A 15,118-nucleotide genomic window follows, 5' to 3' on the forward strand; every position below is an offset into this window, starting at 1 on the left:
TCTTCTTATTGAAGCGGCATATCACAAGCGCTCATATCCCTTAAGACAACATAGTTACCATTTCTCTTTTCGAATAGAACCATGTAATGTCCGGTATTAATAGAAACATTGGTGGAGTCCGCTAAGTTGTAATAACCGATTTCCACAACCTGATTACCGTCGTTGGATATAAAAACCTCGTTGGTAGTGAATGCGATCTTATTACCCCTGGAGGAAGAATCGATGCCAGCTCTGAGATATTCTATAATGGCCGGCTTCCCGACCAGGGGCGCCTTGTTTTGAGAAAACGATATGGCATCCTCCGCGTAATAACCAATGCTTTTCAATTGCCCTGTGTTATATAGCTCTGCAAATTTATTTTCCTTAGCCTGAATCTCTTTTTTGATCTTGTCTTTATCAATTGGTGATGCTATGGACTCTTCTTGCTTGGAACCGCAGGTTATGACTAAAGGTATCAAACATGCCAGTAATGCCACATCGATCAGTCTTTTTTCCATAATTGTATCAGTTGAAATTTTACCGTCTTCGGCCACCGCCTCCTCTTGAACCACCTCCACTAAAACCGCCGCCTCTCGAGCCGCCTCCGTACCCGCCACTGTAACGGGATGCTCCGGCTGAACTGGGTTTGGATCGCTGGGAAGAAAAGTCCGACTGACGGTTGGAAGGCAATGAACCGGCAGCTTCGCGTGTAGGTCTTGCCTGACGTGTGGATGGCGATGCTCCGCCGGCCTGCCGATTGGAGGACTGCCGGCCACCGGATTCACGTGTAGCGGGCGATGCTCCTCCTGATGGGCGTGTCGATGGACGCGTTGATACACCATTGCTTCTATCATAATTACCGCTGGCCTTATTACGATTTACCGTGTTGGAAGTATTTCGCGTCCTGTTATAATTGTTAAAATTGTTAGTATTATGAATTACCGTGGTGTTGCCATGATACCCGTAGCCATGATGGTGATAATGAGCGTGACTACCCCAGTATACGCCGATTGCCATTACAGTAAATGCAGCAAAATAAGGCGGGTAATAACCATAATGGTATGGCGGATAATAGGGTACATAAGCTGGAGAGTATACGTATTGCACAATGGGAGCTTGTTCGACCACTACTGTTGTGGTTTGTGCAGGCACAGTAACAATTTTAACAGTGTCCGGACCCTGGTATCCTGGATTGGCGGTAACTGGCGGCGTGGAAGACTCCCTTAGCTCAACAATATAATTCTTGCCATACAGATCTTCATCGCCTACGATCTGCATGGAAATTTTTTTATCCTTATCCTTCGATACTAAGATCACGGCAACATCCTGGGTTTCAGTTTCACTTACCGCTACCTGAAGAATAAATGTAAAATCCTCTTTCTCCTGCTTCGTTACAACCTTGATGAAATCGACCTTTTTATCCAAATCCAAATCCAGGTTGTTAATTCCCGTTTTTTCAAGGTTCAATGATTTTTCAAATTCTTCAATGGTCCTGGATTTTTGAAAAAGATCCAGAACAGCATAAAGGTCGAGGTTATCTCCCGGCAAGCCTAATAATGTCGAATCGGCCACTGATTGAGAAAAAGCAGGCGCGTTCAACAGACTCATTGCTACGACTGCATAGGGCAAAATATGTTTTTCCATAACAGCTCCGCCTTGCAACAGATTTATAAGTAAATTATAAATATCTGCCACCAGTCGTAAGTGTTTCACTGGGTACCGCCAGGTGTCTCACGGGGATGGAAGATGGCACATTTTTGCAGGTTACGGCGGACGCGTAGATCCAACAGATCACGTTCATTCAACGGGCGTTAATGACGCTGCAAAACCACGTGGCAGAGCAAACTTTGTGTTCGGGAGCGTCCATGGTAAAAGAAAGGAACGTTGTTATACCACTCCGGTTCCCATTACCCGGCTCATAGTCACCAGGTGTTGCGAATACATCTCTTCACGAAAAGAGGCGGAATTTAGACGTCGAACCCACCAGCGGATCATTAGAACTCTACCCTGAACACCGTAGCCAGCGGATCCATGTCAGCGGCCTCAGGTGTGTGGAAGGTGAGCTTGTTTGCTTTGACCGACCACTTCAAATCTGCTTCACTGCCCACCACCGAGACCCGTTTTATTTTACCCTCTATTGCCGGTCGGATTTCAATGGCAGAATTGGGTGCAGGCTGGCCCAATGAATACACATACAAACGCTTGCCATCCTTCGATTGGGTAAAGCGGATATCCTTTTCGTTGTAAGCCGTCGTGGCGGATTGCCCCCCAAAATCACCTTTCTTGAAGGCCGCTTCCCCGTAACCATACGTTGAGAAGGCCCTCGTTTCATATACAGCTTCTTTGTGCCTATCGATCCATTTCCCGATGGAAGTCAAAATGTTGCGCTGCTCATCGTTAATGATCCCGTCGGCCCGGGGTGAGATATTCAGCAATACAATTCCTTTCTTACTCCAAACATCGATCATATTCCGGATCACCAGCGCCGGATCCTTATACGTTTGGCCATTGACATAACACCAGCTGGAGTGACTTAGCGTAATATCGGTCAGCCAGTAGTCGCCGGAGATCTCGGTCTTGCCTCCCTGTTCGATATCCAGGATACCCACATTGGCAGGCAAGTCCTCCTGCTTATAGGCAACGATCGGTTTCTGTCCTCTCGAGACCGCTGTATTAAAATGGTGCGCCACCATTTTTTGACGGTAGTTCTCGGGTATCCTGTCAAGCCAGGAATCGAACCAGATGATATCAGGGGCGTAGTTATCCACCACCTCATTCGTCTGATTCAACCAATACTCGTAGAATTCGGCTTCGGGAATATTTCCATACAGGAGCCGGAGCCTGGGATCTGTAGTTGAGGTTACATAGTCGGGATGGTACGGGAAATGGCTATCGTCTCCCGGATCGGGCGTATTCTGCGCCCACTGTGCCGTGTCGTTCGCATATCTTTGAAGAAGCCTCTCATGGTGGAACGTTGCAATTGTCTTCATGTCGTTCTTCTTTAGCTCCGCGAAGAGCTCGCCAAGAATGTCTTTCTTCGGTCCCATATCTTTGGCGTTCCAGGGATTCAGCTTGCTGGCCCACATGGCGAATCCGTCATGGTGCTGCGCCACGGGGCCTGCGAATCTGGCGCCCGACCTTTTAAACAGATCTGCCCACTCCCTGGCATCGAAATGCTCGCCTGTGAACATCGGTATAAAATCGTGGTAGTTGAATTGAGATACAGGCCCGAAGGTTTTCTGGTGATGTTCGAACACTTCTCCTCCCCAATCTTTCCTGCCTGGCGCATACATCCACCTCGGATACCATTCAGAACTATAGGCAGGTACGCTATATACACCCCAGTGGAAATAGATCCCGAACTTCGCATCCTTGAACCACTCCGGCTCTCTTTCTATTGTGGATAGCGAATGCCATGTTTCTTCAAATTTATTTTCCGCCTCCGGGGTTTTGGTTTCCGGGGAATTCCTGCATGAAACGAGTCCTGCGGCTATACACAGGATGAAGACTACACGATCTGTTTTTGTCATTAGCTTATCACCATTGTTTAATTACGGTTTCCTGCATTCAGATATCCCGGCAGCGAAAGCGCTTCCTATAAAGGTTTAAAATATGCTTCTGAGGACAGGCATCTTCTGCTGGCTTTATCGAATGCGCCAAACCAATATTAGTGTAAACATGACAATTATTAGCAACGAACCTTAAGTTTTTTCTCCATTGCGCTCGCCATGAGCCTGCCCCGGAGGGACGGAGGTTCCTGAAAAGTACCGGCACGCTTAATTGATCACCAACCCAGCGGTGAGATTCAATATGGTTCCGGTCATGGCTTTTCCCTCATCAGAGGCAGCAAAAACTGCTGCGTTTGCCAGGTCATTGATAGACGCGAGCCTTTTGGTATGTGTTCTTCCTTCCATGCCGGCATGGAATTGCTTGTAATCAATATTGTGCGCCCTGGCATGCAAGCTGTATACTTCATCGATCAATGGCGTATCCGGCATCGCCGAGGTAAGGATGCATACTGAACGCACACCAGAAGGCCCCAATTCAGCCGAAATGGTGCGACTTAAAGCTTCTATTGATGACCATGTAGATGGCATGCCTCCCATGAACGGAACACTAACCCTGCTCGGGCTTGGTGTGTTCATTAAGATAACCCCATGCTTCTGAGCCACCATTCGCCTGGCCGCAGCCTTTGCCGTTATAAAGTGAGATTGCGAATAGGCAGTAATTGGGTGTAGAAAATTTTCAAGCGAGAGCTCAATCAAAGCTGTTCCCTGATGACCCGTTTGAGGCAGCCCGACGGCATTGAAAGAAATATCAACCTTTCCAGCCTTCCTGATAAGTTCCTCCATATGTCTTTCGACTGAATCTTCGCACATAGCATCAACCTGGGCGATCTCAATACTTCCACCCATTGATGTGATTTGTTCAGCCACCGTCTCGAGCTTACTCCACGTGCGGCCTGTCAAATACACGTGCGCTCCTTCCCTGGCAAATGATTTTGCGACTGTTGCCCCTACTGCCCCGTTGCCATAGATCACCGCCACTTTGTTCTCCAGCCTTTTCATTGTATGTCCTGTTTGTTGGTTTCTTTTTGCAATTGAATGATCAGTTAAATAGTGGCTCAAACGAATTTCCATTGAGAACTTCGCTCGCCATCGCTTCCATTTTATGGTAGGTTGCCCTATATAAAAAAACGGCCATGCTGATGCGCTTGACGCCACTGGTTGCCAGCATAGGCATAGAGAGCTTTGGAATACCAACCACATTTACCGGCAATGAAGTGCCAGCAACAATTTTCCTGATCAGCTCGGCATCGCTAACGGCTGTTACAAACAATCCATCGGCGCCTGCATCTTTATACCTCGTTGCTCTACTTAAAACAATTTCCAAAGGACCAGGAAGCTTTTGCAGGAAAGCATCGGTTCGGGCGTTGATGAAGAGCTGTTGACCTGTTTTAACAAGGTAGTTTTTTATACTATCCAGTTTTCTTAAAAAGCCATCCTCACCTTGTGCATCCTCCAGGTTTATTCCGGCAACACCGGTATCGATCAGGTTTTGAATATGATCATTCAAAACAGACAGATCATCCGTGTATCCTCTTTCCAAGTCAACTGATAACGGAATGCCTGTACACAACTTTATTCTCTTAACAACATACAGCAACTCAGGAAAAGGGATCTCTTCGCCATCTCTATAACCAAGGGATTCAGCGATGGCTCCACTGGATGTGGCCATCGCTTTAAAGCCACAGGCCTCGACAACCTTTGCACTTTTTACGTTCCACACGTTAGCCAGGATGAAAGGCGTTGTTTGGTAATGCAACTGATGAAATGTTTCAAAATTAGTCATATGGATATACTTACTGTTTTTTAGTGATCGCTGGCGCTCTGCTTCCAGTAACCTGGATATGGAGGAACGGCCACGCATTTTGCCTGCACTTGTTTTTAATCTGAATTCAAATTCGAATGCAAAGCTATGACCTTAACATTACCTTCAGGGGGTGTAATAGAGACATTATGGTGGGTTGTTTAAGACAACGGGAATCCCAACATTGCAAGAAAAATACACATGAAACACATAGCCATTGTTGCGCCCTGCGGTCAAAGTAATATGTCGAGTGTAGCATGCATTGTTGGCGCCTTTGAAATTTTATCTGATGCCAATTTGTTTTGGAAAAAGAAGGGAGGCCGTGACAGTTACAAAATTGAAATTGTTGGTATATCTGACAGAACAGAATTCAGCAACGGCCTGGTAACCATCAAGCCTCATGCTGACATCAATACCCTTCAGAAGACAAACCTGGTAGTTATCCCATCATTGATCCGCGACTATGAACAAGCCCTGGAGGGAAACAAACTTATTGTAGACTGGATAACCCGGCAGTATAAGCAAGGTGCTGAAATAGCATCGATGTGTACGGGTGCTTTTATGCTGGCAGCCGCGGGTTTGCTGAATGGAAAAAATTGTTCAACGCATTGGTCTGCCGAGAATACCTTCAGAACATTGTTCCCCGGTGTTCATTTAAAGACGCATAGTACAATCACCTACGAGGCCGGGATCTATACGAATGGCGGCGCCTATTCTTTTCTGAACTTGCTGATCTACCTAATTGAAAAATATTATGACAGGCAAACGGCCATTTATTGTTCGAAGCTTTTTCAAATTGAGATCGACAGACAATACCAATCGGGTTTCAGTATCTTCAGCGGGCAAAAATTGCATGACGACGAGGAGATTAGAAGAGCACAGGAATATATCGAAAGTAAGATCAGTGAGAAGATCTCTATTGACGAGATCTCATCACGGCTGTCGATAGGACGGAGAAATTTCGATCGCAGATTTATAAAAGCGACCGGAAATTCTCCTCTAGAATATGCGCAACGTGTAAAAGTCGAAGCTGCGAAAAAAGCGTTTGAAAACTCACGCAAAACCATCCATGAAGTAATGTATGAAGTCGGTTACTCTGATCTGAAGGCATTCAGGGAAGTATTCAGAAAAATTACCGGCATGTCACCCCTGGCCTATAGGAGCAGGTATAACAAGGAAATCGATGTTCCGCGAAAGTAACATCCGCGGGCAACGGTGAATCAAAAGCTGAGCACTATTTTCCCAAATGCCTTTCCTGATTTTAGTCTATGGAAAGCATCCTGCACTTCTCCGATAGCGTAGACACTATCTATTACAGGTTTGATGTTATTCTTTTCGATGGCGTTTACAAGCTCCGCCAGCTGCTGCGCATTGCCAACAGAATATGCCTGCAGCCGGACATAGTTTGTAATCAATGGGATCAGATCTATGGTGAGCTTTGTGCCTGTCAGTAAACCGATCAATCCGACAAAGCCGTGTTGTTTTACCGAGAGAATACTTTGTTCGATGGTATCAGTCCCGGCCACATCCAACGTCACATCCACCCCAATACCGCCATTGAGACGCTTTACTTCATTGCTCCACTGCGGAAACGCTTTATAATTTATCACCTCATCTGCTCCGAGGTCTTTTAGCCGTTTCATTTTTTCCTGGCTACTGGTTGTAGCGATCACTTTCAGACCAAATATTTTGGCTACCTGCAATGCAAACAGGGAAACACCACCAGTGCCCTGAATTAAAATAGATTGCCCAGCCCGGATGTTTGCCTGCTCAGCCAGAATAGCCCATACCGTCAGTCCGCCAACAGGTAATGGTGCTGCTTCTTCATCACTGATATTGTTGGGCGTTCTCACCAGGGTGTTCTCGGGCTGAACGCTATATTCTGCCAACACGCCGGAACGGGAGAAACCGGTTCGCAACTGATCGTGGTAAGGTGTATTTTTCCCGGCCTCCCAGCGGGCAATAAAAGGAATCATCACACGGTCGCCTTTCTTCCAGCGGGTTACTTTACTGCCAACGTCCTCCACAACCCCTACGCCTTGAGAAACCGGAATGTGTGGAAGGGGAATACCAAAAGGTATGGTGTTCTCCACGACAATTGAGTCGTGGTACTCCAATGCTACCGCAGTCGTCTTTACCAATACCTCGTTCTCGCCCATGGCAGGCACGGGAATATCTCTCAGTTGCAAATGCTCGATGCCAAACTGTTCTAACAATATTGCTTTCACTTTATTGATATTTAATTTGATAATTTGTTGTTTAACAGGGTCTCCAACTTCTTCAATTTCGTTGTCCAGAATTTATCGAAGTAGGAGATCCAGGACTGGAGCTCTTCGAAACCATCCTTTTTCAAGGTGCAATGCCGCTCCCGGCCGATATTCGTGATGGATATAAACCCCGCACCGTATAACATTTTAACATGCTTTGAAACAGCTGGGCGGCTCATCTTGAAATTGTCTGCCAGGCCGTTGATGGTCATGCTCTTTTTTGATAACAGCATCAACATTTTGCGTCTGCTGGGATCTCCTATCACCTGAAATGCGTCAAGCGTTGGCTGCGTCATTTTGATTCAACATTTAAAAGTTTATCGATATTGTTCAACTTCTCTAGCCAACCATGCATTAAGCCGTTGTAAAAATTCAGGTTTTCCTCCTTTGCAAAACCACTGTGCTCCAGGAACAGGTCTGTGCCTTTATCTTTGGCTTCAGCTTCCACGTGACGACCGAGTCAAGTGTGATCTGTCCATCACCCGGGCCACTCTTCCATGAATAGGAAAGCTTTTTAAAGGGAACAACCTCCAATACTTTGCAATAGAAGATGCCGTCGAAATCAAGGGCGGGTATCGGATCTGTTCTGAACTGAAAGTCATGCCCCACTACTGGCTGGAAATCATTTTTCATCAGCCATAGCTCCATTAGATCCGATCTTGTCAGGTATTCCCAAATCGCTTCAGGGGGATGCGGATAAAAAAATTTGTGCTTAATTACGTTGGTCATACAGGTAACTTAAAAGTTACCCAAATATATACGTAACTTTTAAGTTACTCAAACTATTTTTACATTTTTAAATGTGCATTAAAAATGGACTGAATACAGCACAAAGCTGAATTTCCTGGCAACAAGGGCGGAGAAAGTTGGCGGGAAACCTGCTATTTGAACAGCAGCGGCGCAAACATATACAAATTATTTCGCCACACGGGCCATGTATGCCCACCGGGATATTCATGATACGTATACCTGATGTTGAGCTCATCCAATCTGCGAAGCATTGCCTGACAATTCTCATACGCTATGTCCTCCTTGCCACCCATGGCGATCCACAGTTTGACCTTATCATTTATCGCGGCAGCGTTGCTCCTCATAAACTCATACTGCCTGTCGGAGATGCTCTTTTGGTTGGGTAACCAGCCCGAGCTGAATACGCCCAGGTGTGAAAACAAGCCAGGGTTGTATATACCCGCATAGAGTGTTTGTAGTCCGCCCAACGACAAACCCGCCAGCGCCCTGTTCTGCGCGCCTGTGTCTGCCCGGTAATTCTTCTCGACGAAGGGAATAACGCTCTGCTTCAGCTCCGCTTCAAATGTGCGAAGGAACTGCTCACCAAATCCCGGCGTACCGGTATTTCCGTCGAGCATGACCACCAGCATGGGCGTTGCCTTTTTCTCCGCGATCAGATTATCAAGAATGAGATCGGTTTTACCCTGGGTGGCCCAGCCTCTCTCGTCTTCACCACCACCGTGCAAAATATACAACACAGGATATTTTTGGTTTGCGTTGGCATCGTAGCCTGGTGGCGTATAGATGTAGAGGTTACGCCAGCCGTTCATAACAGTTGAATAGTACCGCTTCAACCGGATATCGCCGTGCGGAACATCCCTGATCGCATAGTACGCTTCGCCTTGAACTGGTATCTCGATGCCGCTGGCCATGCGGCTCATGCCGTAATAGGATTCGCTCGATGGATCGGCTACCGCCACACCATCGATCACAAGCGAATAGTAATGAAAGCCCTCTCCCTGGGGATCGGTGGTTACTTCCCAAAAACCATCCTGCCCTTTCACCATGTCATACTTCCTGCCCAGATCGATCTGCACTTTCTGGGCCTCCGGCGCTTTGATCCTGAAGATGACCCGATGATCGGGTAATACCCTGGGAAACTTTGCAGACCTCACATTGGAGGCAGTTGCGGATCCAAGCATATTATATTTGGGAAAAACGGAAGCATCGACAGGCTTGAACAGGAATTGTGAAAACATGTAGAGGTCATTCTTCCAGACCTTGAAGTCGTGCGCGCCGGGTTCGGTATAAAAGATATGGGAAACAGCGTGTTCTTCCAGGTAATCGTGTGTACGCTGGCTGAATGATATGAGCCCATCATCCACACCACATGAGATCCAAAGCAATTTTAGCTGAGCGCTTGTCTTCTTAGGATCGGGAACCAGTGCTTCCGGTGCTTTGGTGTTGGGCGCCGATGAAAAGCCACCCACCCAGGCAAACGTGTCCAGGTTGCCCAGTCCAAAATTCAGCGACTGCCCTCCTTCCATCGACAGGCCGGCAACTGCGCGGTGCTCACGATCGGTGTAAACCGGGTACTTCTTTTCAATGAAGGGGATCAGGTCCCTGAGCAGATCTTTTTCGAAGGTTGCAAAGGCCTGCACTTTCACACTATCGAAAACATTCCCGGTAGCGCGGTCATCTTTCATCGCCCGGCCGTTGGGCAGCACCACGATCATGGGCTGAATTTTCTTTTCACTGTACAGGTTATCCAGGATCACCTGGGGGCTGCCACCGTTCAACCATTCTTTTTCATCGCCGCCAATGCCATGCAAGAGATACAATACGGGGTACTTGATCTTTCGTGTGTATCCGGGTGGTGTATAGATCAACGCTTTTCGATTTACGCCCACTGTCTTTGAAGGATAGGAAATGGTATCGATTTTTCCATGCGGAACGCCTGATCGCAAAACATCAAAACCTTCCGGTGAGTGCATGAGGGTTGCCTGGGCGTCAGCCGAAAGTGCATTCCAAAATAAAATGGAAAAGAGGAGAATCATTTTTTTCATGGTTGTTCCTGTTTTTTTATCAGTATAGAATTCAATAACGCTGGCGGGCAGGTAGTCTCCGATGAAGCGCAACGATATGGTCATTGCGCCACAAGTGTCACTACTTCGCCTTTCTGCGTTGGTATATCGTATAGTAAAGTTTGCTTTAGCGCGGGAAGTATGATGTTTGCATCAGGTGATACAATCGGGTCTGGCGTTTCTTCCGTCTGATAAAATGCATTAGGACTTTCGCCGCTCGCATTTTTCAATAAACGTCCTTCCTTCGATCTCAAAGGATTGGGTACACGCAAGCGAAGATTGCCTCCCAGTGTTGATCTAATGGCAACCCGGGTAACTTTCGAGTCCTTCCAGTCCATACTTACAATTTCGAATCCACCCCTGGCGCACAAGCCGGTGACGCTTCCTGTTTGCCAGACGTCAGGAAGCGCGGGAAGCAAATGAAGGCTACCATCCGCGCTTTGCATCAGCATTTCGGCGATACCCGAAGTGCAGCCGAAGTTACCGTCGATCTGAAATGGCGGGTGTGCATCAAAGAGGTTCCTGTAAGTCCCTCCTCCGCCCGGATTGGTGCCCACGGGCGTTAATTGATCCTGGATCAGCTTAAATGCATGATTCCCATCCAGCATTCGCGCCCACCAGTTCACTTTCCAGCCCATGCTCCATCCCGTTGAAACATCGCCCCGGTGCATCAGTGTAGTTTTGCAGGCGCTGTAAAGCTCAGGGGTGCGGTAAGGCGAGATCTGGTTTGAAGGGAACAGTCCGTACAAGTGTGAAATATGCCGGTGATCATCCTTGGGATCGTCAATATCTTCCAGCCATTCCTGCAGTTGTCCGTGCCGGCCTATGTGCATGGGAGGAAGACGTTTACGCATCTGCACCAGCGTATCGGCGAAGGCTGCATCTTTTTTCAACAACGCTGCAGCCCTGATCACGGTAGAGAATATTTCAAATACGATCTGGTTGTCCATGGTTGTGCCTGCATCGAGTGATGAGCCCTGGTGTGCCGCTGGTGCATTTTCAGGCGACATCCCCGGGTTTACCACAAGCCATTGGTACTTCGGATGCGCCACCAGAAAATCCACATAAAATGTGGCAGCGCCCTTCAATACCGGATAGATAGATTCCAGAAATGTTTGATCTCCTGTGTACAGGTAGTGCTCCCAAAGATGCTGGCTTGTCCAGGCACCACCTGCATTCCATACACCCCACAAGGCGCCATCAATAGCACCCGTAGCGCGCCAGATGTCAGTGTTATGATGCGCCACCCAACCTCTTGCGCCATACATCACCCTGGCCGTTTCCTGACCGGTCACCGACAGCTCCTGCACCATTTTCAGAAAAGGCTCATGCAACGCTGAAAGATTAGTTTTTTCAGCCGGCCAGTAATTCATTTCTGCATTGATGTTGATCGTGTACTTACTGTCCCACGGTGGATGGATCCTGTTATTCCAGATGCCCTGAAGGTTGGCGGGCTGACCTCCCGGCTGAGATGATGAGATCAGTAAATAACGGCCAAACTGAAAGTACAGCGTTGCAAATTGCGGGTCATTGACTGAGCGAAAATTCTTCAATCGCTCGTCTGTCGGCAGGTTTGCCGCATCGGTTGTGCCCAGGTCCAGCTTTACCCTGTTAAAATATTTTTGATAGTCAGTAATGTGCGCTTTCAGAAGGGATGGATACGATTTCGGATATGCCTTGTTAAGGTATTCGGCTGCCCTTGCTTTTTCATCGCCGCCGATGTCGTTATAACTATTGAAGTTACTGGCAACAGCGATATAAATCGTAGCAGCGTTCGCGCCTTCAACGATCAGCGAAGTGTCGGTCGCCGATAGTGCACCACCCTCTGTTTTAATGCGTGTGATCCCTTTATACGCAACCATACCTTTGACCCCTTCATGATCGATGGTTGTTCCTGACAGGGTGAGGTCTTTACCGGATTCGGTTTTCCTTACAACACCTCGCTGGGGCGTGGAGTAATAAGCAGCAAATGAAAGGCTTCCACGTTTGCTTGCGGTGAGTTGTACAACAACCACCCTATCGGCCAGGGAAGCCAGGGCCTCCCGTGTATACGTTACATCGCCAACCTTATAAGACGTTTTTGAAACAGCCCGCCCGAGATCAAGCTCCCGGTAGTAGTCTGTGAATGTATGATGCCCTTCGAATGCGAGGTGAAGACTGCCAACAGGCTCGAACATCTGACCATGCGATCTTTTGGTGATAATGGCATTGTTGGCAAGCTTCTCCGCTTCTTTTTGCCTTCCCTCGAAAATGAGCTTTTGAATTTCCGGCAATGAAGCAAGCGCTTCGGGATTATCGTTCCTGTTCGGGCCACCCGACCACACCGTATGCTCATTGAGCTGGATCGTTTCCGTTTCAACATTGCCATAGATCATCGCTCCCAATCGGCCGTTGCCTATCGGAAGTGCATTCTCCCAGGTGTTTCCTGCCGGTTGCCGATACCAAAGTCTGAGCGTCCCATCGGTTTGCGCATAGGCTGTTGCGCTTATCAGAAGTATTCCCGTTAACAGTATCTGTTTCATCCCTTAAAATATGTCGGCCAAATTGCTTTCAAAAAAAGAGCGTGACCGGATTACATTTCCAGTCACACTCAAACACAAAACTTTCTTATTGACCCCATCCCGGAGTCTGTTGCAGATAACCTTTATTGCGGAGGATCTCATTTGCCTCAATGGGCAGTAAGTACATCCGCTCGTCAAACTTGCGCTGCAATAATTGTATGGGCGTATAGGTCTTGGTGCCCGTTGCCGTATTTTTTATGATGTCCATTCCCATGATCGGCCGGTTCTCAACGTCTGTTCCGATCTTCCACCGTCTTACGTCCCAGAACCTGTGCTCTTCAAACGCGAGCTCGATCCTTCTTTCATTATACAATCTTCTTCTCAGCTCCTGTCCTGTTACGGTTGCCGGTATCGCTGGCATGCCCACCCTTGCCCTGATCCGGCTCAGGTATTCGCGACAGGTCACTTCATCGCCAAGCTCAAATTTTGCCTCAGCATAGTTCAGGTAGATCTCCCCCAGCCTGAACACGATCCAGGGATTGGTGTAAGGTTGCTGCCAGTTCAGCGGAACGCCGTCACCCGGCATAAATTTCCGAAGCACATAATTGGAGCGGGGGTTGTCACCGCTTTGTTTGTAGGAGTCGAATCCCCAGGTTTTGCCATCGGTGGCTACCCACATTTCAAAAGTGTCGCCGTGGTATACCGAGCCATCGTGGATGATGGTGGCTTCGAAACGCGGGTCGCGGTCTTTATAAGGTTGTTGTGGGTCATATCCTGAGGCGGGATTCACAGTTTTTACACCGCCGGGATAAATGAATGCAGGCTCACCGTTGATCATGTCATAGTCGTCAACCAGGTTTTGTGAAGGGCCGTTACTTGCCCACCATCCGCCATAAGCGCCATACCTGCGCCCAAGGTTGTGCATGGGTGCCTGATGAAAGTTTGTGGTTGAAAAGCTTCGCACGAAGATCATTTCATTGTTGGCCGTTCCACTGGGCTGATTAAAAAGCGTTGTGTAATTGGGATGCAATGAATATCCGCTGTTCAGCAACGCCTCGGCAGCGTCGGCAGCTTTTTGCCACCGGGCCTTGTCGTTAGCCGGGTTGAACAATGGAGACGCAGCATATAAATACATGCGTGAACGCAATGCCTTGCATGCATCCTGTGTTGCCCTGCCAAAGTTACTATTGGATGATTCATATTTCGCAGGCAGGTCCGGTGTAGCCTCGTTCAGGTCCTGGTCGATAAAAGCCACGCATTGGTCGAACGTGCTGCGTTCAAACTTTTCTTCTTCACCGAGCTCATAACTCCGGGTAACGATCGGCACACCGCCGAACCTTTCCAGAAGGATGAAGTAGTTGTAGGCTCTTAAAAATTTTGCCTCGGCAACCAATCTTGCTTTATCCGTCAATGCCACGGTGCTCGTCTGCATTTTTTCCAGGAACACGTTGATCTTTCTGATATCCTGGTAGGCGGTGTTCCATACGTAAATGTTGCCGCCCCCGGTCCAGTGTGTATTGGCAACCGATGTTACGTTATCGGCAGTGAGGTTACCATTGGGAACATTGCCGATATCCCAGCTGATGGCGCAATGTGCTTCGTCTGTTGCTTTTGACTGCATGTGTATGTTGAATCCATGAAGAACAGAAGTATACAGTCCGTTGTGATAGGCCCTGATCAGGCTTTCATCGGTCCAGACGGCAGTTTCTGCGATCCGGTCTCTTGGCGGAACATCCAGCACGCTGTCATCGCACGCAAGGAAGGATATCAGTGATATGATTAAAATAAACCTTTTCATAATGCTAAAATTTTACGTTGACACCAAGGTTGAGAACACGTTGCTGCGGATAGTAGAGATATCCACCGCTTTGCTCAGGGTCGGTCCATTTTATTTCTTTGGCCCAGGTGAGCACGTTGAATCCGCTCACATAGAATCGCACATTGCTCAGGCCAAGACGGGAAATAACCGGTGATGGTATGGAATAACCGAGCTCGAGCGTTTTGAGCCTGACGAACGTAGCATCGAACAACCAGTTTGTGTTGTTTCCAGGGGCCAGGTCTTCAGCCCGCGGCATGGTGCCATTGGGGTTCTCGGTTGTCCACCGGTTTTCAGCGCGATACACGGAGGCGTTGTCGAAAGCCGAGCTTCCCAGCACGCCAAAACGATCGTCGAAATTATAAGCGTTGG

Annotated in this window: 13 protein-coding genes; 1 reads left to right on the top strand and 12 read right to left on the bottom strand. The window is 48.0% G+C overall.

The features are described from left to right. Positions 1–5 precede the first annotated feature (5 nt). The 5 genes from KK083_RS15935 to KK083_RS15955 form a co-directional block, all read right to left on the bottom strand. Positions 6–497 (bottom strand): YybH family protein, encoded by a 492-nt coding sequence (locus KK083_RS15935; protein WP_254164474.1) that lies wholly within the window; start codon positions 495–497, stop codon positions 6–8. Between the two features lie 19 nt (positions 498–516). Further along, a complete protein-coding gene (locus tag KK083_RS15940) occupies positions 517–1,674 on the bottom strand; it encodes a hypothetical protein (RefSeq protein ID WP_254164476.1) in 1,158 nt (385 codons plus the stop codon). Between the two features lie 299 nt (positions 1,675–1,973). After that, complete coding sequence (locus KK083_RS15945; RefSeq protein ID WP_254164478.1) at positions 1,974–3,509, bottom strand: alpha-L-fucosidase; 1,536 nt, start codon at positions 3,507–3,509, stop codon at positions 1,974–1,976. Positions 3,510–3,755: 246 nt separating this feature from the next. After that, positions 3,756–4,547 (bottom strand): SDR family NAD(P)-dependent oxidoreductase, encoded by a 792-nt coding sequence (locus KK083_RS15950; RefSeq protein WP_254164480.1) that lies wholly within the window; start codon positions 4,545–4,547, stop codon positions 3,756–3,758. A gap of 40 nt (positions 4,548–4,587) precedes the next feature. Then, positions 4,588–5,331 carry an isocitrate lyase/PEP mutase family protein gene (locus tag KK083_RS15955; protein ID WP_254164482.1) on the bottom strand — a complete coding sequence of 248 codons (744 nt, stop codon included), beginning with the start codon at positions 5,329–5,331 and terminating at the stop codon, positions 4,588–4,590. A 219-nt stretch (positions 5,332–5,550) separates the two neighbouring features. On the opposite strand from KK083_RS15955, the gene KK083_RS15960 reads away from it, so the two are divergent. Further along, positions 5,551–6,549: a GlxA family transcriptional regulator gene (locus KK083_RS15960; protein WP_254164484.1), complete on the top strand. Its 999-nt coding sequence runs from the start codon at positions 5,551–5,553 to the stop codon at positions 6,547–6,549. Positions 6,550–6,569: 20 nt separating this feature from the next. Here KK083_RS15960 and KK083_RS15965 read toward each other — a convergent pair whose 3' ends face one another. The 7 genes from KK083_RS15965 to KK083_RS15995 form a co-directional block, all read right to left on the bottom strand. Then, on the bottom strand, positions 6,570–7,577 hold the full coding sequence (locus KK083_RS15965) for a zinc-dependent alcohol dehydrogenase family protein (protein ID WP_254164486.1): 1,008 nt from the start codon (positions 7,575–7,577) through the stop codon (positions 6,570–6,572). Between the two features lie 11 nt (positions 7,578–7,588). Beyond that, on the bottom strand, positions 7,589–7,912 hold the full coding sequence (locus KK083_RS15970; RefSeq protein WP_254164488.1) for an ArsR/SmtB family transcription factor: 324 nt from the start codon (positions 7,910–7,912) through the stop codon (positions 7,589–7,591). Positions 7,913–7,988: 76 nt separating this feature from the next. Continuing rightward, on the bottom strand, positions 7,989–8,345 hold the full coding sequence (locus KK083_RS15975) for an SRPBCC family protein (protein WP_254164490.1): 357 nt from the start codon (positions 8,343–8,345) through the stop codon (positions 7,989–7,991). 152 nt (positions 8,346–8,497) lie between these two features. Next, on the bottom strand, positions 8,498–10,411 hold the full coding sequence (locus KK083_RS15980) for an alpha/beta hydrolase-fold protein (protein WP_254164492.1): 1,914 nt from the start codon (positions 10,409–10,411) through the stop codon (positions 8,498–8,500). Positions 10,412–10,491: 80 nt separating this feature from the next. Further along, the gene (locus KK083_RS15985) at positions 10,492–12,951 is read right to left on the bottom strand and encodes a glycoside hydrolase family 95 protein (protein ID WP_254164494.1); all 2,460 of its coding nucleotides are present in this window, start codon (positions 12,949–12,951) and stop codon (positions 10,492–10,494) included. An 85-nt stretch (positions 12,952–13,036) separates the two neighbouring features. Further along, a complete protein-coding gene (locus KK083_RS15990; protein ID WP_254164496.1) occupies positions 13,037–14,728 on the bottom strand; it encodes a RagB/SusD family nutrient uptake outer membrane protein in 1,692 nt (563 codons plus the stop codon). Between the two features lie 4 nt (positions 14,729–14,732). Beyond that, positions 14,733–15,086, bottom strand: coding sequence for a hypothetical protein (locus tag KK083_RS15995; RefSeq protein ID WP_254164498.1), 354 nt, complete (start codon positions 15,084–15,086; stop codon positions 14,733–14,735). Positions 15,087–15,118 lie beyond the last annotated feature (32 nt).

Origin of the sequence: Chryseosolibacter histidinae (assembly GCF_018598225.1) — a bacterium.
Classification (GTDB): domain Bacteria; phylum Bacteroidota; class Bacteroidia; order Cytophagales; family Cyclobacteriaceae; genus Chryseosolibacter; species Chryseosolibacter histidini.